At 57.8% G+C, this 22,404-nt stretch carries 19 protein-coding genes; 9 read left to right on the forward strand and 10 right to left on the reverse strand.

Annotated features, from left to right (window positions below):
* The 9 genes from WMQ00_RS03445 to WMQ00_RS03485 all read right to left on the reverse strand — a co-directional run bounded on the left by WMQ00_RS03445 (position 1) and on the right by WMQ00_RS03485 (position 9,340).
* On the reverse strand, positions 1-1,323 hold the full coding sequence (locus WMQ00_RS03445; protein WP_049378169.1) for a DUF2254 domain-containing protein: 1,323 nt from the start codon (positions 1,321-1,323) through the stop codon (positions 1-3).
* A 6-nt stretch (positions 1,324-1,329) separates the two neighbouring features.
* Positions 1,330-2,961 carry an ABC-F family ATP-binding cassette domain-containing protein gene (locus WMQ00_RS03450; protein ID WP_023021517.1) on the reverse strand — a complete coding sequence of 544 codons (1,632 nt, stop codon included), beginning with the start codon at positions 2,959-2,961 and terminating at the stop codon, positions 1,330-1,332.
* Between the two features lie 107 nt (positions 2,962-3,068).
* Positions 3,069-3,476 carry a metal-sulfur cluster assembly factor gene (locus tag WMQ00_RS03455; RefSeq protein WP_023021516.1) on the reverse strand — a complete coding sequence of 136 codons (408 nt, stop codon included), beginning with the start codon at positions 3,474-3,476 and terminating at the stop codon, positions 3,069-3,071.
* Positions 3,477-3,929 (reverse strand): Fe-S cluster assembly sulfur transfer protein SufU, encoded by a 453-nt coding sequence (gene sufU, locus WMQ00_RS03460; RefSeq protein WP_023021515.1) that lies wholly within the window; start codon positions 3,927-3,929, stop codon positions 3,477-3,479.
* On the reverse strand, positions 3,926-5,173 hold the full coding sequence (locus tag WMQ00_RS03465; RefSeq protein WP_049378170.1) for a cysteine desulfurase: 1,248 nt from the start codon (positions 5,171-5,173) through the stop codon (positions 3,926-3,928). Before WMQ00_RS03465 ends, sufU begins: the two co-directional genes overlap by 4 nt.
* A gap of 45 nt (positions 5,174-5,218) precedes the next feature.
* The gene (sufC, locus tag WMQ00_RS03470) at positions 5,219-5,977 is read right to left on the reverse strand and encodes a Fe-S cluster assembly ATPase SufC (RefSeq protein ID WP_340440667.1); all 759 of its coding nucleotides are present in this window, start codon (positions 5,975-5,977) and stop codon (positions 5,219-5,221) included.
* A 29-nt stretch (positions 5,978-6,006) separates the two neighbouring features.
* The gene (gene sufD, locus WMQ00_RS03475; RefSeq protein ID WP_049360807.1) at positions 6,007-7,161 is read right to left on the reverse strand and encodes a Fe-S cluster assembly protein SufD; all 1,155 of its coding nucleotides are present in this window, start codon (positions 7,159-7,161) and stop codon (positions 6,007-6,009) included.
* 5 nt (positions 7,162-7,166) lie between these two features.
* On the reverse strand, positions 7,167-8,606 hold the full coding sequence (sufB, locus tag WMQ00_RS03480; RefSeq protein ID WP_023021511.1) for a Fe-S cluster assembly protein SufB: 1,440 nt from the start codon (positions 8,604-8,606) through the stop codon (positions 7,167-7,169).
* Positions 8,603-9,340, reverse strand: a complete 738-nt coding sequence (locus WMQ00_RS03485; protein WP_239203998.1) for a helix-turn-helix transcriptional regulator — start codon at positions 9,338-9,340, stop codon at positions 8,603-8,605. The genes sufB and WMQ00_RS03485 overlap by 4 nt, the downstream gene beginning before the upstream one ends.
* Positions 9,341-9,608: 268 nt before the next feature.
* Here WMQ00_RS03485 and mptB point away from each other — a divergent pair, with 268 nt between their 5' ends.
* The 5 genes from mptB to WMQ00_RS03510 all read left to right on the forward strand — a co-directional run bounded on the left by mptB (position 9,609) and on the right by WMQ00_RS03510 (position 15,237).
* A complete protein-coding gene (mptB, locus tag WMQ00_RS03490) occupies positions 9,609-11,333 on the forward strand; it encodes a polyprenol phosphomannose-dependent alpha 1,6 mannosyltransferase MptB (RefSeq protein ID WP_248098370.1) in 1,725 nt (574 codons plus the stop codon).
* A gap of 6 nt (positions 11,334-11,339) precedes the next feature.
* The gene (locus tag WMQ00_RS03495; protein ID WP_340440668.1) at positions 11,340-12,269 is read left to right on the forward strand and encodes an ABC transporter ATP-binding protein; all 930 of its coding nucleotides are present in this window, start codon (positions 11,340-11,342) and stop codon (positions 12,267-12,269) included.
* A 57-nt stretch (positions 12,270-12,326) separates the two neighbouring features.
* Positions 12,327-13,091 (forward strand): ABC transporter permease, encoded by a 765-nt coding sequence (locus tag WMQ00_RS03500; RefSeq protein ID WP_340440669.1) that lies wholly within the window; start codon positions 12,327-12,329, stop codon positions 13,089-13,091.
* Between the two features lie 69 nt (positions 13,092-13,160).
* On the forward strand, positions 13,161-14,189 hold the full coding sequence (locus tag WMQ00_RS03505; RefSeq protein ID WP_034655361.1) for a COX15/CtaA family protein: 1,029 nt from the start codon (positions 13,161-13,163) through the stop codon (positions 14,187-14,189).
* 64 nt (positions 14,190-14,253) lie between these two features.
* A complete protein-coding gene (locus WMQ00_RS03510) occupies positions 14,254-15,237 on the forward strand; it encodes a quinone oxidoreductase family protein (protein WP_023021505.1) in 984 nt (327 codons plus the stop codon).
* 83 nt (positions 15,238-15,320) lie between these two features.
* On the opposite strand, the gene WMQ00_RS03515 is transcribed toward WMQ00_RS03510, so the two are convergent.
* Positions 15,321-16,265 carry a heme o synthase gene (locus WMQ00_RS03515; protein WP_023021504.1) on the reverse strand — a complete coding sequence of 315 codons (945 nt, stop codon included), beginning with the start codon at positions 16,263-16,265 and terminating at the stop codon, positions 15,321-15,323.
* A gap of 347 nt (positions 16,266-16,612) precedes the next feature.
* On the opposite strand from WMQ00_RS03515, the gene tkt reads away from it, so the two are divergent.
* The 4 genes from tkt to WMQ00_RS03535 all read left to right on the forward strand — a co-directional run bounded on the left by tkt (position 16,613) and on the right by WMQ00_RS03535 (position 22,382).
* Positions 16,613-18,685 (forward strand): transketolase, encoded by a 2,073-nt coding sequence (tkt, locus tag WMQ00_RS03520; RefSeq protein ID WP_340440682.1) that lies wholly within the window; start codon positions 16,613-16,615, stop codon positions 18,683-18,685.
* Between the two features lie 29 nt (positions 18,686-18,714).
* Positions 18,715-19,800: a transaldolase gene (tal, locus tag WMQ00_RS03525; protein ID WP_023021502.1), complete on the forward strand. Its 1,086-nt coding sequence runs from the start codon at positions 18,715-18,717 to the stop codon at positions 19,798-19,800.
* 99 nt (positions 19,801-19,899) lie between these two features.
* The gene (gene zwf, locus WMQ00_RS03530) at positions 19,900-21,432 is read left to right on the forward strand and encodes a glucose-6-phosphate dehydrogenase (protein WP_023021501.1); all 1,533 of its coding nucleotides are present in this window, start codon (positions 19,900-19,902) and stop codon (positions 21,430-21,432) included.
* Positions 21,433-21,446: 14 nt separating this feature from the next.
* Positions 21,447-22,382: a glucose-6-phosphate dehydrogenase assembly protein OpcA gene (locus WMQ00_RS03535; RefSeq protein WP_340440670.1), complete on the forward strand. Its 936-nt coding sequence runs from the start codon at positions 21,447-21,449 to the stop codon at positions 22,380-22,382.
* The last annotated feature ends 22 nt before the right edge of the window (positions 22,383-22,404 follow it).

Raw genomic sequence — 22,404 nt, forward strand, 5'->3', positions numbered from 1 at the left:
CTAGTCCGCGGCGTGCTCTTCGCCGGGTTTCTCTGACTCCGCCCTTTCGGCGAGGTTGTCCTGGAAATGCTGGTAGGAACATTCCAGCTGTTTTAATTCCACCTCGCCGCCAACTTGGCGGCGGGCATCAGAGTAGATGGCCCGGGCGGCGTCGGCAAGCACGCTCCGGCGCTCAGCAGTGTACAAAAGGGCCACTACCTTGGCCAGGTTATCCAGCAAGCTGAGGTAAATCTCCGCGTTATCGGCGGCGTCCCGCCGAATCTGCGTGAACATCGCCTCCACAATTTCCTCATAGCTGAACGTTTGGTAATCGAGGCGAAACTCGCCGTTAACGTGCACAATGCCCTGCGGAAGCCGCTTATCCCCGATGACGGTGAGGATCTGGGTAAAGCGGTCAATGATATCGATGACCGTGTACGGATCATTGACACCAGTACTCAAAGCGCGGGCAGCAATCTCCGCCAGGTGCCGGGCGGTAAAACGAGGGTCGTGAGCTGAGGCATGCTCCCTGTACTGGGTGAGCACGATATGGCGCTCAACATTTTCCGGAAGGCGCGGCACACCGTGTGCGATAACCTCGCCTTCCAGTACCAAGTCACCCGGCGCCACGCCGAGGTGCACCGCGCAATTCTCCCGTGCCGCTGCCTGCGCAATGGCGTCATAGTCGACGAACTTGAGGTAGCCAGTTCCACTGCTGCGCCGCTTTTCCGCATCCACGTAAAATTCTGGCCCAGGAGCCTTGGCCGCTTTTTCCTCTTCGCCCCGCCGGATGAGCCGGCGCATGTGGTCCTCTACGTCTTCGGCCACCACGTGAACTACGTGAGACATACTGATCGATTGGGCAATATGGACGATGAAATAAATGAGGAAGATTACGCAGGCGATGGCCAACAGCACCGTTACTGCTACGTTCAAGGAAGGAACATATTCTTCTTTCCCATTACCGCCCGTTTGCACCGCACGTAAAGAAAGAAGGGCAAAAATGAAGGTTGCAAGATAGATCGCCAGGGTCGATTGTATAGAGCGATCTTTTAGAAACTCATGCAGCAGGCGCGGCCCCATTACTGTGACAACACCAGAAAGTGCGGTCAGCGTGATGAAGAAAAGGGTGCCAGCAAGGGACAGCGACGAGGTAGCTACCGCGCTTAGAATCCCTTGGGCACTATCGGCGCTGCCATCATAAAAGGGGGTGGCTGCCACGCGAAAACGGCTACCGACCGCGATGAGCAACTCTGCGCTGACGGCGGCAACGGCCACCGCCACTGCAGGGATTAGCCAAAACTTTTCCCGCCAGGCAGGCATCCTCTCCAGTAGCGTCTTCATGTTTTCCTAAGCTAGCTCCACGATTTCCATGTAGTCATCGGACCACAAATCTTCGTCACCATCGGGCATGATGATTACGCGTTCCGGGTCCAAAGCCTTGACCGCGCCCGGATCGTGCGTAACCAGCACCACGGCCCCCGTATAGGTTTTTAGCGCATCGAGTACCTGCTCGCGCGAGATTGGATCCAGGTTATTCGTCGGCTCATCCAGCAGCAGCACATTCGCGCGGCTAGAGACCAGCGCGGCCAAGGCTAGGCGCGTCTTCTCACCGCCGGATAGAGTGCCCGCGGGTTGTTCCAACTTCTCGCCGGAGAACATGAAGGCACCAAGCAGACTACGCAGTTCCTGCTGATCCGCGTCTGGGCAGGCGTCAATGGTGTTTTGCCATACAGACTTATCCGGATCGATGGTGTCGTGTTCCTGCGCAAAATAGCCGATCCGCAAGCCGTGGCCGCTGACGATGCCACCTTCACCGTCGGTGCGCTCCACTCCGGCCAGCAATTTCAACAGCGTGGTCTTACCCGCGCCGTTATAGCCCAGCACCACTACTCTTGACCCTTTATCGATGGCCAAATCCACCCCGGCGAAGACCTCTAGGGAGCCGTACATCTTGGTCAGCCCCTTGGCATTCATGGGTGTCTTACCGCACGGTGCCGGCTCGGGGAACTTAATATTGGCCACCTTATCGGCCACCCGCACCTCATCGAGCTGGCTCATCATGCGCTCAGCGCGGTGGAGCATTTGCTTGGCCGCAGCGGCCTTTGTTGCCTTAGCACCCAACTTAGCAGCCTGCTTTTGCAGGGCGGATGCCTTCTTTTCCGCATTGGCCCGCTCTCGGCGACGGCGCGCTTCATCGGTAGCACGAGCATCGAGGTATTTCTTATACCCCATGTTGTATACATCGGCCTCGCCGCGAACCGCATCGAGGAACCACACCTTATTACACACGGCCTCAAGCAGCTCGACGTCGTGAGAAATCATAATGAGCCCGCCCTCATGTTTGGACAGGAATTGGCGGAGCCACGTAATAGAATCCGCGTCCAAGTGGTTCGTCGGCTCATCGAGGAGCAGGGTGGTCTGGGATTTTCCGGACCCCTCGGTAGCGGCAAAGAGAATTTGCGCTAGCTCCACGCGGCGGCGCTGACCACCCGAGAGAGTTTTGAGTTGCTGGTCTAGGACGCGCTGCGGCAGACCCAAATTATCGCATATTTGCGCGCACTCGGAGTCGGCTTCATAGCCGCCAAGCGACTCGAATTGCTCCTCCAAGCGGGAGTATTTCCGGATGGCCTTATCCCGGAACTTATCGTCAGTGGCCGATTCCATAAGCTCTTGTTGCTTGGCCATGCGGCGCTTGAGATCATCCAAACCGCGGGCGGAGAGAACGCGCTCTCGCGCGGTCTGTTCAATATTTCCTTCGCGGGAATCCTGGGGCAAATAACCAATGGGGCCCGAACGAGTAACTGAGCCGCCATAGGGCTCGGTCTCCCCTGCCAAAATGCGCATAGTCGTCGTCTTGCCCGCGCCGTTGCGGCCGATAAGCCCGATGCGGTCACCGGGTTGCACACGCAAGTGCTGCCCTGGGGCTTCGAGAAGCGTGCGCGCTCCTACCCTGACTTCGAAATCATTGGTTACAATCACGAAGAAACAGTCTAGCAATTGCCGACGCTAAGACGCGCTAACGCCCCCAACAACTGTCTCCCTAGACCGGGAAATGCGCTGCTGGAGGCGTGTGCGTAGGACGCGATTTAAACCGCGAAGCCGAGGGCCTGAAGTTGCTCGCGGCCCTCTTCCGTAATCATCTGCGGACCCCATGGTGGCATCCATACCCAGTTGATACGGACGGCATCGGCCAATTTATTGGCCTTGACGATGTCTTCCACCTGCTCAGCAATGACATCGGTCAATGGGCAGGCCGGCGAGGTCAACGTCATATTAATCATGACGATCTCCTTGCCATTGTCCTCTTCGAACCACAGATCATAGACAAGGCCCAAGTCAACAACGTTGATCCCGAGCTCAGGGTCAATGACGTCTCGCATAAATTCGGTGACGTCAAAGGCTTTGGAAATCTGCTCTTCGGTTTGCTCCGGTCGCTCGCCGCTGCCGGAGAAAGAGGAATTCTCGTTCTGATAAGGATCTACGGGATCAGTCATCTAGCTCTCCACTTCTGTTAGTGCATCGGCGGAAGCAGCCTGGAAGGCCTTCCATCCGAGGAGCGCACACTTTACGCGCGCTGGGTACTGGGACACTCCGGCGAAGGCTACGCCATCACCGATGAGGTCTTCATCGCCCTCGTCCTGGCCGCGAGAGGTGATCATCTTTTCAAACTCGGCCAGCTTCTCATTGGCTTGCGCGAGCGGTAGCCCAACGATTTCTTCAGCCATAACCGAGGTAGAAGCTTGCGAGATGGAACAGCCTTCCGCGTCATAGGAGACGTCCTCAACGGTCTTGCCGTCATCGGAAAGACGCACGCGCAGGGTCAGCTCATCTCCGCAGGACGGGTTCACATGGTGAACCTCAGCCTGATAAGGCTCCCTCAGTCCGGCGTGCTGCGGGTTCTTGTAGTGGTCCAGGATGACGTCCTGGTACATGGAATCTAGGTTCATGAGGCAACTCCAAAGAATTCGCGGGCGGCCTTGATTGCTTCCACCAGCTTATCTACTTCTTCCTCGGTGTTATAGAGGTAGAAGCTGGCTCGGGCGGTGGACTGTGCCCCGCAGGCGCGGTGCAATGGCCACGCGCAGTGGTGGCCAACGCGAATGGACACGCCGTGGTCATCGAGGACCTGGCCCAAGTCATGCGGGTGAACGCCGTCCACGGTGAAAGAAATGGCACCGCCGCGGTTTTCAGTGGTTTCCGGGCCGATGATGCGCAGGCCCGGGATTTCCTTCAGCTGGCGCAGTGCGCGCTCCGTAAGTTTCTTTTCGTGCGCGTGGATATTATCCATGCCCACTTCTTCCAAAAACTTCACCGCGGCGCCGAGGCCTACTACCTGGCTGGTCATCTGCGTGCCTGCCTCAAAGCGTGTCGGCGGCTCGGCAAAGGTTGTCTGTTCCATCTTGACAATCTCAATCATGGAGCCACCGGTCAAGAAAGGCGGCAGCTTTTTGAGCAGCTCCTCCTTGCCGTAGAGGACACCAACGCCGCTGGGGCCACACATCTTGTGACCGGAAAACGCCGCGAAGTCCACATCCAAGGCGTGGAAATCTACCGCCATGTGCGGCACCGACTGGCAGGCGTCGAGTACAACCATGGCGTCAACCGCGCGGGCGCGGCGTACCAGCTCATCGACATCCGCCACAGCACCGGTCACATTGGACTGATGGGTAAACGCAACGACCTTGACGGATTCATCGAGTTCGAGCGAATCGAGATCGATGCGACCGTCTTCGGTCATGGAGTACCACTTCAACGTAGCGCCGGTACGAGCGCAAAGCTCCTGCCACGGCACCAAGTTAGCGTGATGCTCCAGTTCGGTGATCACAACGGTATCGCCCTCGCCTACGTAGAGGTCCCCCGCGCGTTCGTCGCTAAGCACATAAGCAACCTCGTTCAGGGCCTCGGTGGCGTTTTTGCTAAAGGCGATTTCATCGCGGTCCGCGCCTACGAACGCGGCGATAGCCTGCCGTGCGGACTCATAGGCATCATCGGCTTCTTCCGCCAACTGGTAGGAACCGCGGTGAACAGGGGCGTTCGTATGCAACACAAACTCCTCTTCCGCCTTCCACACCGACAGCGGGCGCTGGGAGGTAGCGCCTGAATCCAGATACACCAGAGGCTTATCGCCTCGGACGGTGCGCTGGAGAATCGGGAACTGCTCCCTGATTGCGTTTACATCAAATCCAGACATGAATCTTCTTAGGATAGTCTCGGTTGACCGGCCGGTGGCCGGTCCTTACTTGAGGAACTGGTCGTAGCCGTCAGACTCGAGCTGATCGGCCAATTCGGCGCCACCGGTCTTGATGACGTGGCCATCAGCGAAGACGTGGACAAAGTCCGGCTTCACGTAGTTCAGGATGCGCTTATAGTGGGTAATCATCAAAATGCCACCATTGGTTTCCTTCTGGTAGCTGTTGATGCCCTCAGAAACGATGCGCAAGGCGTCAACGTCCAAGCCGGAGTCCGTCTCATCCATCACTGCGAACTTTGGCTTGAGGATATCCAGCTGCATAACCTCATGGCGCTTCTTCTCGCCACCGGAAAATCCCTCGTTAACGGAGCGAGAGATGAAGGACTTATCGATCTTCAGGTTCTCGCGGGCCTGGGTAAGCTCCTTATTCCATTCACGCAGCTTCGGTGCCTCACCGCGGATGGAGGTGACGGCGGAACGCATGAACTGGGAGACCTTTACGCCCGGGACCTCAGTGGGGTACTGCATTGCCAGGAAAAGGCCGGCACGAGCGCGCTCATCGACGGGCATGTCCAGTAGGCTTTCGCCGTCGAGCAGCACCTCGCCCTCGGTAACCTCATACTTTGGGTGGCCGGCGATGGTGTAGGACAAGGTGGACTTGCCGGAGCCGTTCGGGCCCATGATGGCGTGGATCTCGCCAGAGTTGATCGTCAGGTTGACGCCCTTGAGAATTTCCTTCGGCTCGCCGCCTTCTTCCGTCGGCAGCACTTGAGCGTGGAGGTTCTTAATTTCCAGAGTAGACATAATGTGTGTGGTTTCCTTCTATGAAAGCTTTAGGCGGAGATCTTTTCCAGTTCTTCGGAAATGCGGTCTTCCAATTCCTCAGACAGGGACTGCACCGGGATGCGGTGGATGACCTCATTGAAGAAGCCACGGATGATGAGGCGGCGGGCTTCAGCCTCTGGAATGCCGCGAGACATGAGGTAGAACAACTCAATGTCATCGAAGCGACCAACGGTGGCTGCGTGGCCGGCGCCGGTAATTTCACCAGTCTCAATCTCCAGGTTAGGGATTGCATCCGCGCGAGCGCCCTCGGTCAGGATCAGGTTGTTATTGGTCTCGTAGGTATCAGTGCCCTGTGCATTGGAGCGAATGAGAACATCGCCCACCCAGCAGGTGCGGGCCTCATTTTGCTTAGTACCCTGCAGCGCGCCCTTATAAAGAACATGGGAACGGCAGTTAGGAACGGAGTGATCCACGAGCATGCGGTTCTCAAAGTACTGGCCTTCGTCCGCGAAGTACACGCCCAATAGCTCTGCGTCGCCACCTTGCTCGGTGAAGTTCACGCGCGGCACGATGCGTACTACTTCGCCGCCAAAAATGGCAGAGTTATGGCGTAGCACGGAATCGCGGCCGAGCTGGGCAACGTGGTTGGACAGGTGAACCGCATCGTCTTCCCAGTCAACGTCAACGACAACGGTCAAGTGAGCACCATCGCCCACGATGAACTCGACGTTATCCGCGTGGGTGCCGGAGCCGACATACTTCAAAATGACGGTAGCTTCGGCGTGGTGGCCTACCTCGATGGAGGTGGCGCCAAAGGACGTTACGCCCTCTCCCCTGCCGGTATAGGTGATGACGACGGGTTCTTCGACCTGAGCCTCTGCATCGATGGTGACAACCTGGCCTTCTGGCATGGAGGTCCATGCCTGTGCCGCGACACGATCAGACGGGGTACCTACACGGCCCAATCGTTCATCATCACGAGCGACGGTCTCGGAGCTTACGCCCGGGTGCTCACTCACGGTGACATCCTGGGCTACAGCCTCAGCAAACTCGCCATTATGCAGGCCACGGAGCTTGCGCAGGGAAACAAAGCGCCAGACCTCGTCACGGCCGTGAGGCACCGGGAAGTCCTCCACGTTGGTGGAGGTAAAGACATCACCCTTGGTGATCTTATCCGGATTGAATTCGTTCGAAGCGACCATTTTCTTTAGCCGACCGATCCTTCCATTTGCAGTTCGATGAGGCGGTTGAGCTCGAGGGCGTACTCCATCGGCAGCTCCTTAGCAATCGGCTCAACGAAGCCACGCACGATCATCGCCATTGCTTCTTCTTCCGCAATGCCGCGGGACATCAAGTAGAACAACTGCTCCTCAGAAACCTGGGAAACGGTTGCCTCATGGCCCAGCGTGACGTGGTCATTACGGATGTCGTTATACGGGTATGTATCCGAACGCGAGATATTGTCCACCAGCAACGCGTCGCACTCCACGTTAGAGGTGGAATGGTGCGCGTTCTGATTGACCTGCACCAAGCCGCGGTAAGCGGCGCGACCGCCGGCACGTGCCACCGACTTGGAAACGATATTGGAAGAGGTGTGCGGGGCCATGTGGGTCATCTTGGCACCGGTGTCTTGGAACTGGTCCTCACCAGCAAAAGCAACGGAGAGGACCTCGCCCTTTGCATATGGTCCGGTCATCCACACTGCCGGGTACTTCATCGTGACCTTGGAACCAATATTGCCGTCGACCCATTCCATGGTGCCGCCCTCTTCTACCTTGGTGCGCTTGGTCACCAAGTTGTAGACGTTGCTGGACCAGTTCTGAATGGTGGTGTAGCGGCAACGGCCGCCCTTCTTCACGATGATCTCCACTACTGCAGAGTGCAAAGAGTCAGACTTATAGATAGGTGCGGTACAGCCCTCGACGTAGTGCACATAGGCGTCCTCGTCAACGATGATGAGGGTGCGCTCAAACTGACCCATGTTTTCCGTGTTGATGCGGAAATAAGCCTGCAGCGGAATATCCACGTGCACGCCCTTTGGCACGTAAATGAAGGAGCCACCCGACCACACGGCGGAGTTCAGCGCGGAGAACTTATTATCGCCCGCGGGGATGACGGTACCGAAATACTCCTTGAAGAGCTCTGGGTAATCACGCAGCGCAGTGTCGGTATCGACGAAGATAACGCCCTGGCTTTCTAGGTCCTCACGAATCTGGTGGTAGACAACCTCAGATTCGTACTGGGCTGCCACGCCTGCAACGAGGCGCTGCTTTTCGGCCTCTGGAATGCCCAACTTATCGTAAGTGGCCTTAATGTCATCCGGGAGGTCTTCCCACGTCTGGGCCTGCTCCTCGGTGGACTTCACGTAGTACTTAATCTGGTCAAAATCGATGCCAGATAGGTCCGCGCCCCACGTGGGGATGGGCTTTTTATCAAAGATATTGAGAGCCTTTAGGCGCTGGTTAAGCATCCATTCTGGCTCGCCCTTCTTGGCGGAAATATCGCGTACTACATCTTCGTTTAAGCCGCGGCGAGCAGAAGCACCAGCCGCGTCCGAGTCGTGCCAGCCGTACTCATATGCACCAATGGAATCAATGATTTCATCATCGGTCATCTTGTTGTCGGGTGCCGATTGTGCCTGGGTCATGACTCGCTCCTTTCAGTATTTGTATTAACGGGTGTCAAGGGGATGTTAGTGGTACAGATTCCGTGACCTCCAGCAATGGAAGCCAAAGGCTGTACGTGTTTGCCTAATAAAGCAGAAAAGACTTCCTGTTCCGCCTCACACAGCTCTGGATGCTCGGCCGCCACGTGGGAGACCGGACAATGGTGTTGACAGATCTGCACTCCTTGGCCGGCGCGGTCCACCGTGGCGGCGTACCCGTGCTCATCCAAGACCTCGGCCAGCTTGCGAGCCACGTCTTCAACAGACTCGCCCTCTTCTATCAGAGGCCGAACATCTGCCACGAGGCGCTCAAAGCGGACTTTGGCAAAGTGTTTGACGGCCTCGGACCCGCCGACCGCGCGTAAAGCTGTCAGGGCCTCTGAGGCCAGATCATCATAAGCGTGACCGAATTGTGCGCGGCCACGATCGGTGAGGCGGAAGTATTTGGCTGGTCGCCCGCGACCAGAACCGCTGACCGCAGAGCCGCGGGGAGCGGGGCGGCGGCGCACGACCTCCGTCAGTTCCTCTTCCACCAAGTTGTCTAAGTGCCGGCGAATTCCGGCAGCAGAAAGGCCAAGGCGTTCACCCAAGTGGGAAGCGGTAACGGGCCCGTCTTTCAACAGCAACAGCATAACTTGACGGCGGGTATCACCATCCGTGGTGCGGGATTCCTTCGCCGGCTTCGGCGTAGCCACACTACGTTGCGGACTGCTCATGCTGGGACCTCCCTTCGCGCTTCAGACACTTACTGCCGCCCCGCAACGTCCTCCCGTAGCTCCGGGATGCTCGCCGCAGTTCAACAGCGCCTTCAATATTAGACAACACTAGTGTTCCTTAATTCATTCCGGAATGCCACCATTGGCCAAACTTCGGCGTGGCACGGGGGTGGCAACACTCCCCTAACGGCCCGACTCGACCGTGCTGCCCACGATGTGGGCGGGCCCGCTGGGGTTTAAGCAATTGATTCGCGTAAAGTCATATGCCATGACAGGCAAAATCCGCGGCTTATTTTCTGGCGTGAAGGCAGAGCTGCCGCAGCTGGGTACCGCTGGTTCCCGGTCGGCACGGTTACACGCCGAAGACACGGGGGCCGCCGAACCTGATTCTCGGTTTGATTTTGTCCCCGCCAATGCGGATGGCCTCAAGCGCACCACCACAGCACAGTGGCGGACATTTTTCATTCTGCGCTGGGTAGGCACGGTAGGCTCCCTGCTCATTGCGTTCGGCGCCCTAGGCGCCGGCGCACTCCCCGTGGTGGGCAATCCCTACGACAACGTGCCCTTCGGCTCCTTGATGTCCCGCATGCTGCAAACCTCCTCCGCCATTGTAATGGTGGGAGTAGGCCTATTGGTCTCCGCTTGGGTGTTCCTCGCCCCCTTTGTCGGAACCCCCTTGCGCCAACCTCAGGACAAGGCCACCGCCCCAGCGGGTGCTCGCCGTCTGGTGACCACGCATCAACTGTGGCAAACCTGGGCGGGGTGGGTCATCCCTTTGATTTTTACCGCCCCGCTATTCACCCAAGATATCTACTCCTACTTGGCTAATGGTTCCATCGTGGCACAGGGCATGGATCCATATTCTGCCGGGCCCGTTCAATTGCTAGGGGCAGGTAATAAGCTCGCCCGCTCCGTGCCGTTTATCTGGGCTAATTCCCCTTCCCCTTATGGCCCGGTAGCACTCGGCCTAGCAGCTGTGGTCAGCGCGGTTACTTCTAACTCCATCCTCTTGGGCGTTATCACCCATCGCCTATTGTCCATCGCCGGGATTATTGTTGCTGGTTGGGCCATAAGCTGTCTCGCGCGGCGCTGCCGGGTATCTCCAGAATCTGCACTGTGGCTCGGCATCCTCAACCCGCTGACCATCTTGCATCTAGTGGGCGGAATCCATAATGAGTCCATCATGTTGGGTTTGCTATTGGTGGGCATGGAACTGGGTCTCCGCGGCGTCGACAAGCTGGATGCCTCCCGACGCAGTGCCTACCTAGCCCTGGTAGCTTCCGGTTTTTGCCTTTCCTGTGCCGGAATGGTCAAGGTTACTGGCTTTATTGGGCTGGGCTTTGTGGGCATGGCCTACGCTCGCCGCCTCATCAACGCACACGGTACGGCACGCTGGAAGGCCCTGGCCTACGCCATCGCTTTGCAAATAATCGTTTTAGTAGCAACCGTTGCTCTTATTAGCGTCTGCACCGGCATTAGCTTGGGGTGGATTACCGGGCAAGGCGGGGCGGCGTCCATTCGCTCGTGGCTTTCTACGTCCACCGCCGTAGGCGTAGGTACCGGTTTTATCGGAATGCTCCTAGGCCTTGGCGACCACACCGAAGCCATTCTCACAGTCACCCGCACCTTTGGTGTTCTCGTGGCGGTAGCCTTCATGGCCCGCATGCTCTTTGCCACCTTGCGCGGCCACATCCACCCCGTGGGAGGACTCGGCATCGCCTCTTTAGTACTGGTTATCTTTTTCCCCGTCGTCCATCCGTGGTACATCCTATGGGCCGTACTACCTTTGGCCGCGTGGGCTAATAGGCTCATTTTCCGCTTCAGCGTCGTAGCCTATTCCGCAGCGATGAGCTTCTTTGTGCTGCCGCGCGGTCTCGGCCTTCCCCCCAGCACCATCATTGTGGTCTACGTGTCAGCCGCCTGTGCCTTCACTGCTATCGCCACCCTGTGGTGGGTTGCAGTGCGGCGCAGCGGAATCCGTGTCCTAAACTAATGCCACGTGAATTCCATTTCAGCCGACCGCCCAGCCCTAACCTTGGACAACGTGGTGAAGAAGTTTGGCTCCACCACTGCCGTAAACGGCCTTAGCCTCAGCGTTGCCCAGGGCGAGGTCTTTTGTCTCCTTGGCCCCAATGGCGCCGGAAAGTCCACGACGATTGAAATGTCAGAGGGCTTTCTCCATCCCACCAGCGGCACCATCGACGTCCTAGGGCTAAACCCAAGTACCGAACCAGATAGGGTGCGAGAAAAGGTCGGCATCATGCTCCAAGGCGGCGGTTCCTATTCCGGCATCCGCGTGCTAGAAATGCTGGAGCTTTCTGCCCGATACAGCGCCCAGCCTCTCTCCCCGCAGTGGCTACTAGAAACGTTGGGACTTGAGGGGGTGGCTCGCACCCCTTATCGCAGGCTATCTGGAGGACAACAGCAACGCCTGTCCCTCGCCTTGGCTATCATCGGACGACCCGAGTTGGTTTTTCTGGATGAACCTACGGCAGGCATGGATGCACAATCCCGGTTGGCGGTCTGGGACCTAGTCCGATCCCTGCAGCGTGATGGCGTAACCATCGTTCTAACCACCCACCTGATGGATGAGGCGGAGTCGCTGGCAGACCGCTTGGCCATCATGGATCATGGTCAGCTGGTAGCTCACGGCACCCCCGCAGAACTTACCGCCCAGACGGAATCGGCAGGGCTTAATTTCAGCACCGACATCGACGTAGATATGGAGGCCCTAGCTGCGGCGGGGATTAATGCCACCAAATCCCGTCCCCTGCATTACCGCTTGAGCCAAGCCGGCACTCCCGAGACCATCGCCACGCTCAGCGCTGAGCTCGCCCGCCAAGGAGTCTTACTGCGGTACTTAGATGCGGCCCACCGCAATCTGGAAGAGGTATTCCTTGACCTCACGGGCCGCCACTTGCGCAGCTAGCTGCAATCCCATCTTGGGAAAATATTCAATTCATTGCGTCGAGGAAAGAAGCCATTTATGAGCACTACCTTTAAACCCGGGACCTTTACTCCCGCCCCCAAGCGGACCAGCGCCGGCGCTATGCTGCTCGCGCAAGGCACGATGGAAGCTAAGCTCATGCTGCGCCACGGCGAACAGCAACTGCTCAGCGTCATCATTCCACTGGCCATCCTCATTGGTGCGGCCCACTTGGAGTCCGTTACCAAGCACGGCCTGCACGAGGTTTTCCCCATGGTGCTTGCAGTTGCGGCCACCTCTGCGGGCTTTACCGGTCAAGCTATTTCACTTGCCTTTGACCGACGCTACGGGGCCCTCAAGCGCACCGGGGCATCCGGGGTGCCGGCATGGGCCATTATCGGCGGCAAAATCCTCGGCGTGCTCACGATGGTGGTATTCCAAATCCTTGTCTTGGGTATAGCCGCCTTCATTTTGGGTCTGCGTATCAGCGCGGGTGGGGTGTTGCTCATGCTCCTCTCCCTTTTCTTTGGCGTCGCGGCTTTTACCGCCATGGGGCTACTGCTTGGCGGCACGCTTAGTTCAGAGATGGTGCTCGCGCTGGCCAACCTCATCTGGTTCCTGCTCCTCGGCGTGGTCGGGTGGACCCTATACTCCCAGGGATTGGGCGATAATGGCATCCTCAACGTGGTCCCCACCGTCGCTCTGGCAGGCGCACTTACCGACGCCTCCAATTCCACCTTCCCCGGCCTCGAACTTATTTCCTTGGTAGCTTGGCTCGCCGTGGCGTCGTTCGCAGCGGCCCGTTGGTTCCGCTTCGAGGGCTAAATGTGACTTTTGTCCGGTTCCGCCCGAAACAAGAGGAATTTTTATGCCCAAAATCTCCCGACTAGTAGGATGCTATGCGTGAATTACTGGACAAAAATCAAGCGCTTCTTTAAAGAAGCCGCCCCTACGCTGCAGCAACAGCGCCTCATCGCGCTCATCCTTCTCTTATGCCAGGGTGGCATTACCGTGTCTGGGTCCATTGTCCGCGTGACCGGCTCGGGACTCGGCTGCCCTACCTGGCCCGAGTGCCAGCCTGGCTCCCTTGTCCCCATGGAAGGCGCCGCTCCTGCACTGCACCAGGCCATCGAGTTTGGTAACCGCCTGCTCACGTTCGTCGTCACCGCTGCGGCGGTAGCCGCCGTCATCGCCATGCGCATGGCACGTCGGCGCACAGAGCTTAAGGTGTATGCATGGCTCAATGTCGCTGGCATTGTGCTGCAGGCGGTCATTGGCGGAATTTCTGTCCATCTCGACCTGCGCTGGTGGTCTGTAGCACTGCACTTCCTGCCATCAATGCTCTTGGTATGGCTGGCGGCAATGCTCTATTCCCGCATCTTGGAACCCGATGACGGAACGCCACGAGCACGATTCCCCCAGGCGATTCGCTTGCTCGCTGCAGTCGCAACAATTGCCCTCAGCATTGTTCTTATCACCGGCACTATGGTTACCGGTTCGGGCGTCCACTCTGGCGATTCCGGGGTCGGAATGGAAGGCCGCTTGCAGGTGGATACCGAAGCCATGGCCGTCACCCACGCCATGTGCATGTACGTCTACCTGACGCTTACCGTTATTACCATCTTCCTGCTCTATAAGAACCGTGCCCCACAGGACGCGAAGAAGGCGGGCTGGGTCCTCATCGCCTGCATCCTTATCCAGTGGGCCGTAGGCGTCTACCAGTTCTATATGAGCATTCCGCGCTGGACTGTTCCTTTCCACATTGGGCTATCCTCCTTCGTCACGGCCTATACCGCACTACTGTGGGCACACGGCGTACGCCGTACCGATGGCACCGCGGATCTCATCACCGGCTCCCCTAGCGGCGATGAAAAGTACGCCGCACGCCAAGCCTCGCTAGAAGCAGCACGCGCGACGGCTTAACACGCAGCGCAACCAGCCGGCCGAAGTCCTGCACTCGGCCGGCTTTTTGCGCTAGCCTGGCTATATGCACGCAATTCAGGTCACAGAAACCGGCGGACCAGAAGTACTTCGCTATACCGAAGTTCCCGCCCCCACCCCGAATGACGATGAGGTCTTGGTAGACGTCATCATGGCCGGCGTCAACTACATCGATACCTATTACCGTGAGGGTATCTATAATGCGACCGCCCCTTTCATTCCCGGATTCGAAGGTACTGGGCGAGTCGTCCACGACCCAAAGGGAGAAATTGCGGAAGGCACAATGGTGGCGTGGAACCAGGCCTTCGGCTCCTACGCCGAGAAGGTCTGCGTCCCGCGCGAGGGACTGGTGGCAGTCCCAGACGATTTCCAACCTGAGGTTGCAGCATCCATGTTGCTCCAAGGCATTACCGCGCACTATCTGGCGCACGGGGTCTATCAATTGGGCGAAGGTGCTTCTTGCCTGATTACCGCCGGTGCCGGCGGCGTGGGGCAAATCCTCACCCAGATGGCATCGTCGCTAGGCGCTACCGTTTATACCGTCGTGTCCACGGACGAAAAGGAAGAACTATCCTACGCGGCCGGGGCGGATAAGGTTTTTCGCTACGGCGAGGGACTCGCCGAGCAAGTTCGCCGCTACAACAGTGACAAGGGCGTCGACGTGGTTTATGACGGCGTCGGCAAAGCTACCTTCCAGGAATCGCTAGAGGCAGTACGTCCACGCGGCACCGTCGCGCTTTTTGGTGCCGCCTCTGGTCCGGTTGAGCCTATCGACCCACAGCTGCTGAACAAGCATGGGTCCATCTTCCTGACGCGGCCTTCCATCGGCGCATGGACGGCACAAGAGGGCGAGTTTCAAATGCGCGCCCAAGCAGTCGTCCAAGCTGTCATGGACGGCGACCTACGCTTTAACGTCACGGCCTCCTATCCTTTGGCAGAAGCCGCTGCGGCTCACCGCGACTTGCAGGATCGCAAGACTACCGGCTCCATCGTTCTGCGCGTCCAAGACGCCGACGGAGACGAGGACTAGCCCCACCTACGCCTAGAGCGCGGGAGAAAAGCAGCATTGCTTCTCCCGCGCTCTTTTTGCCCTGCTCTTGGAATGGGGCGCAGTTAGAATAACGTGGCCGACCAACCCAGCATCCGGCCTAAGGGCTCCCAGCCTAAGACTGCGTCGATGGACAAACCGATAAAGAGCACCGAAAGGTAGTTATTGGAGTAGATGAACAAGCGCATCGGCTTAACCTTGGCGCCGTTTTTCACTCCCTTATGCAAACGGATAGCCATCCACAGAAATACCGCGCCCGAAGCAACCGCTGCGACCAAGTAGATCCACGAAGCTGCGGGGACGATGAGTAGGGTCACGATAACCGTTCCAACGGTGTACCACACGATCTGGCGAGTGACTTCTGCTTCGCCCGCCACCACAGGCAGCATCGGCACGCCGGCTTTTCGGTAGTCTTCTTTGTACTTCATGGCCAGCGCCCACGTGTGCGGCGGGGTCCAGAAGAAGATGATGAGGAAGAGCACCACTGCCTGCCACCAGCGGTCAGGCTCTCCGGCTGGGGCATTATCCCGAATTACGGCCCAGCCAACCATGGCCGGCATACAGCCTGCGAGGCCGCCCCAGACGATGTTTTGCGCATTGCGCATCTTCAAAAACTTGGTGTAGACGAAGACATAGAAGAAGTTCGTCAACACGACGAAGAAAGCTGCGAGCCAAGAATGGGCAAGGAGGCCCAGCCACAGCACGGAAATAATAAGCATTACCCAGGCAAAAATGGCTGCGTTCCGCTTCGAAATCTTCGCTCTTACGAGCGGACGAGCCCTCGTGCGCTGCATCTTTTGATCCAACTCGTAGTCCACGACGTTATTGAACGTGTGGGCGGCGCCAGCGCCCAACCAGCCGCCGAAAATGGTCGACACGATGAGCCAAATATTGTCTGACACAGCCTCCACGCCGCGCTGCGCTTGGAGCATCGCCGGGATTGCGGCCACGAGGAGGAGCTCAATGATCCTCGGTTTCGTTAGCGCAAAATAGGCCTTGATGGTCTCCAAGGAATTCCTCCACTATCTGAACGTTGGTGAACTGTGCCTCGCGCATCTCCTGCGCGCGGTCACCCCTAGCGGTCGCACATGCCCGTGAAAAAGTTCCAGTTCTCTCACTCACATTTTTCGGCGCAGGCGCGAGAGGTTACAGACCCATGTCCGCTAGATTTGGCACACGCTTTTGCGTGCTCGCGTGCACCGCTTAGCCATGCCAGCATACCGGTTATGCCTGGCTTTCTATAATTGCGCACCGCCGGCTAAAAAATTACTAGACTTAATAAAGTTAAGTACTTTTTGCCTAGACGTAAGCGAGGCTTTTCGTGTCGAAAGATAAGTTGTCCCCAGAGCTCCAAACTATGGTTGAGCGCCGTTATCCGGAGGATTGGTCGGAGCTTGACACCCGCGCTATCGACACCGTGCGAGTACTAGCCGCCGACGCGGTACAAAAGTGCGGTTCCGGTCACCCCGGCACGGCAATGTCACTCGCTCCCCTCGCCTACACGCTCTACCAGCGGGTCATTAATCACGATCCCGCTGACGTGCACTGGGCCGGCCGTGACCGCTTCGTACTTTCGGTTGGCCACTCTTCCCTTACCCAGTACATCCAGCTCTACTTGGGCGGCTTTGGCTTGGAAATGGAAGACCTCGAGCAGCTGCGCACGTGGGGGTCACGCACCCCAGGCCACCCCGAGGTCCACCACACCGACGGTGTTGAAATCACCACTGGCCCCCTCGGCCAAGGTCTAGCGTCCTCCGTTGGAATGGCCATGGCGGCGCGTAAGGAGCGCGGCCTTTTCGATCCAGAAGCCCCTGCTGGTGAATCCCCCTTCGATCACTACATCTACACCATCGCCTCCGATGGCGACCTACAAGAAGGCGTTACCGCGGAGGCTTCTTCTCTGGCTGGCACGCAAAAGCTGGGCAACTTGATCGTCTTCTGGGACGATAACCGAATCTCTATTGAAGACGATACAAATATTGCCTTCAATGAAGATGTGGTGGCCCGATATGAGGCCTACGGCTGGCACGTCCAAACGGTGCAATCTGGAGAAGATGTCGTAGCCATTGAGGCTGCTGTCAAGGCTGCTCAAGCAGAAACCGATCGTCCGTCCTTCATCCGCGTAAAGACGGTTATCGGCTACCCTGCCCCGAATAAGATGAATACCGGCAGTGTCCACGGTGCTGCGTTGGGCGATGACGAGGTAGCTGCCACCAAGGAAGTCTTGGGCTTTGATCCGGAGCGCAGCTTCCACATCGATGATGAGGTCATTGCGCACACCCGCATGTTGCGCGAGCGCGGCGCAGAAAAACACTCTGCGTGGCAAGAAAAGTTCGACGCATGGGCTGCAGCTAATCCGGAGAATAAGGCACTTTTTGACCGCATGAATGCGCGCGAATTGCCGCAAGACTTCAGTGCTGATCTACCGGAATGGGAACCAGGCGAAACTTTGGCCACCCGCAAGGCTTCTGAAGCCGCCATCCAGGCCTTGGCTGCTTCTCTGCCGGAGATGTGGGGCGGTTCTGCCGACCTTGCCGGTTCTAATAACACCGTGATCAAGGGCGCGGATTCCTTCGGCCCCGCGGCCATTACTACCGATATGTGGTCGGCTCAACCCTATGGCCGCAACCTGCACTTCGGTATTCGCGAGCACGCAATGTCTGCGATTATGAACGGTATTGCTCTGCACGGTAATACCCGCGTCTACGGCGGCACCTTCCTTATCTTCTCCGAGTACCAGTACCCGGCTGTGCGCTTGGGTTCCCTGATGTCGACCGATACCTACTACGTGTGGACCCATGACTCCATCGGTTTGGGCGAAGATGGCCCTACCCACCAGCCAGTAGAGACTCTTTCTGCCCTGCGTGCCATTCCCAACCTGTCCGTTATCCGCCCTGCGGATGCCAACGAGACTGCACAGGCATGGGCGGCAGCCCTTGAGTACAAGGCCGCGCCTAAGGGCCTGGCGCTGAGCCGCCAGGGACTACCAGTGCTGGAAGGCACCAAGGAAAAGGCGCATGACGGCGTCCGCCGCGGTGCCTATGTTCTGGTGGAAAAGTCCAAGGAGACACCAGAGGTCATCCTTCTTGCTACAGGCTCTGAGGTGCAGCTCGCTGTCGCTGCCGCGAAGGAGCTAGAGGCAGCTGGAACGGCGACCCGCGTTGTGTCCGCACCCTGCCTCGAGTGGTTTGATGAGCAGGATGACGCTTACCGCGAATCTGTGCTCCCCAGCAAGGTGCAGGCGCGCGTTTCTATTGAGGCCGGTATTGCAATGCCATGGCATAAGTACACCGGTTCCTTTGGCCGCAGCATCTCCATTGAGCACTACGGCGCATCTGCTCCTGCAGGCGAGCTCTTTGAAAAGTTTGGATTCACCACTGCAGCGGTAGTTGAGGCGGCACAGGAGTCCCTAGCCGCCGCGAATAAGTAACCCCTAACAGGACTGGATAAGGATAAAGCATGAACCATATCTCGGAACTTGCCCAGCTGGGAACCTCGACCTGGCTTGATGATCTTTCTCGCGAGCGTCTCGTTTCCGGCAACCTCAAGGAAATCATTTCGACCAAGTCCATTGTGGGCGTGACCACCAACCCAGCGATTTTCGCTGCGGCGATGACCAATGGCACCGCTTACGACGCCGAGCTGGCAACGCTAAAGGAGTCAAAGGCCAGCGCCGATGAAGCGGTATACGCCCTTGCCATTGAAGACGTTCAAAATGCGTGTGACCTCTTTGCGGATATTTACTCCTCCACTGATGGGGCAGATGGCCGTGTATCCATTGAGGTCGATCCGCGAATTTCGGATGACCCTACCGCCACACTCGAACAGGCCCGTGAGCTGTGGTCGAAGGTCGATCGCCCTAATGTCATGATCAAGATTCCAGCCACCACCGGCTCCCTCCCAGCAATTGAGGATGCCCTGGCGGAAGGTATCAGTGTCAATGTCACCCTCATTTTCTCTGTGGAACGCTACCGCGCTGTCATCGAGTCCTTCCGTACCGGTCTCAAGCGTGCCGCCGAGTCCGGAAAGGACGTCGCAACTATCCACTCCGTAGCGTCCTTCTTCGTTTCCCGTTTGGATACCGAAGTAGACAAGCGCTTGGAGGCCATTGGCAGCGAGCAAGCTCTAGCACTGCGGGGCAAGGCGGGCGTCGCCAATGCACAGCGCGCCTATGCCCTCTTCCAGGACACTTTGCTTGACGACGCCGACTTGCCAGAAGGCTCCCACCTTCAGCGTCCATTGTGGGCTTCGACCGGTGTGAAAAATCCCGATTACCCAGCCACCTTGTACGTATCTGAGCTAGCCGGTCCGCATACGGTCAACACCATGCCGGAAAAGACCATCGATTCGGTTCTCGACCAAGGCAATCTTCACGGAGATGCCCTATCGGACAGCCGCGAGACGGCAGAAGGCGTCTTTGCCCAGCTAAACGAGGTTGGCATTGATTTCGACGATGTCTTTGCCGTGCTAGAGCGCGAGGGAGTAGAAAAGTTTGTTGCCGCTTGGAATGAACTACTTGCTTCCATCGAGGAACGACTCGCGTAAACTAGCCGTGTGACTTGTGCCCCGCCGAAGATTCGGCGGGGCATTCTGCCGCTAGAATATTAGCGAGCTAAAGGCCCATAAACTCAGGAAGGATTCTTCGTGACCGACTCAGCCGCTTGGGTCAACCCCTTGCGCAATGCCAGCGACAAGCGATTGCCGCGAATCGCAGGACCCGCGGGCATGGTCATCTTCGGCGTTACCGGTGACCTAGCATATAAAAAGCTTCTGCCCGCAATCTACGACCTAGCGAGCCGAGGTCTCTTGCCCGCTGGTTTTACCCTGGTGGGTTATGGTCGCCGTGACTGGGACAAGGTCGCATTTTGTGACTACGTTCGGTCAGCTGTAGTGGCGGGCTCGCGCACCGAATTTAATGAAGATGTCTGGCAGCACCTGTCGCAGGGCATCGAATTTGTCCAAGGTTCCTTCGATGATGCCGGCTTCGATCGCCTCTCCGCCCGCTTGGGCGAGCTAGACCGAGAGCGAGGAACCGGCAGCAACTGGGCATATTACCTTTCCGTTCCACCGGAGTTTTTCTCCAATATCTGCCACCAGCTGGAGCGGGTGGGCATGGCCAACTCCGTTGCAGACTCATGGCGCCGCGTCATCATTGAAAAGCCTTTCGGCCATGACCAGGAATCTGCACGCAAGCTCAATGAGATTGTCAACGCTGTCTTTCCTGAGTCCGCGGTGTTCCGCATCGACCACTATCTGGGCAAAGAAACGGTACAAAATATCTTGGCTTTGCGCTTTGCAAATCAGATTTTTGAGCCTATGTGGAATGCCCACTATATCGATCACGTCCAAATCACCATGGCTGAAGACATCGGCCTAGGCGGTCGCGCTGGCTACTATGATGGCATCGGCGCAGCTCGAGACGTCATCCAAAACCATCTTTTGCAGCTCTTGGCCCTCGTCGCGATGGAAGAACCGTCGTCCTTCGAGCCGGAAGAATTGCGGGCTGAAAAGGTAAAGGTCTTGCGCGCTACCCATGCCGTTCACCCTCTGAATAAGACCACTGCTCGCGGCCAATATTCCGCGGGGTGGCAAGGCTCCGAGTTTGTCAAGGGGTTGCGCGAGGAAGAAGGCTTCGATCCGGAATCCACAACGGAGACCTACGCTGCCTGTACCTTGGAAGTCAACTCCCGCCGCTGGGGAGGAGTACCTTTCTACCTGCGGACGGGCAAGCGCTTGGGCCGCAGAGTGACCGAGATTGCGCTAGTTTTCAAGGCGGCTCCTAACCAGCCATTCGTCGATGGTCAAACCGATGCGCTGGGCAGAAACGCGGTCGTTATCCGCGTGCAGCCGGATGAGGGTGTCACCATGCGCTTTGGTTCCAAGGTGCCCGGCTCCACTATGGAGGTGCGCGACGTCAATATGGACTTTGCCTACGCTGAGGCCTTTACCGAGGAATCCCCGGAGGCCTATGAGCGATTGATCTTGGATGCCCTCTTGGACGAGTCTTCGCTATTCCCCACCAATGAAGAGGTAGAACTTTCCTGGTCGATTTTGGACCCCATCATCGACTACTGGGCCGAAGCAGGACAGCCCGAGGAGTACCGCGCTGGCACCTGGGGACCAGAATCCGCCGATAAAATACTGCGTCGCCGGGGTCACTCCTGGCGCCGCCCATAGGAGGGACGCAGACAATGATTATTCCATTGCCCAATACCACTACGCGTGAAATCTCCAAGAAGTTAGTAGAGGCGCAAGAACATTACACCCTGACTACCGGCCGAGTGCTCACTCTAATCGTGGCGGCCCGTGAGGATGATGACCTTGAAAGCATTCTCGCTTCCGTGCGCGATGCCTCCCACGAGCACCCGTCACGTGTGTTGGTCGTAGTAACGGGAGACCCGCAGGTCGAAACCCACCTTGATGCACAGCTACGCGTGGGCGGCGAAGCAGGTGCCTCCGAGATGGTCATCATGAAGTTGCACGGTGCTTTGGCAAACCAAGACGAAGCAGTAGTCACGCCGCTGCTACTACCTGATACCCCGCTGGTCGCTTGGTGGCCTACTCTGTGCCCACCGGACCCTGCCTCCAGCTCGGTGGGAAAGTTGGCGCAGCGCCGCATAACTAACGTTGCCTTTGACGGACGCGTGACCGGCGAAGATCTTCGCACCCTATCTGCCGGGTACACGCCGAGTGATTCCGATATGTCTTGGGCTGCCATCACCTTGTGGCGCGGTGTCGTTGCCTCCGCCTTGGACCGTCATCCCCACGAGCCGGTGAAGTCGGTAGAGGTAGCAGGTCCGGCCGGCCACCCAGCCCCGGATTTCGCCGCTGGATGGTTGCTCGACCGCCTGGCAGTTCCCGTACATCGCACAGTGGCCGACTCCGAGGAGGACCACTTCCCAGTGACTCATTTGCGGTTCAATCGGGAGACAACCCACGTAGACGTCGATGTCATTGACGAGCGCACGGTGCGTGTGTGTGTTCCGGGTTCGCCGGAATCCTTGGTGAGCCTCAATAAGCGCTCACAAGCTGAGGTGCTTTCTGAAGAACTGCGCCATTTGGATGCCGATAAAACCTATGCACAAGCGCTCCGTGCACTAGCCCAGGTAGACTACAGTAATCAGTAAACGGCTTTAATCTGAATCTTTG

It is taken from the genome of Corynebacterium sp. KPL2825, from assembly GCF_037908445.1.
Classification (GTDB): Bacteria; Actinomycetota; Actinomycetes; order Mycobacteriales; family Mycobacteriaceae; genus Corynebacterium; species Corynebacterium kefirresidentii.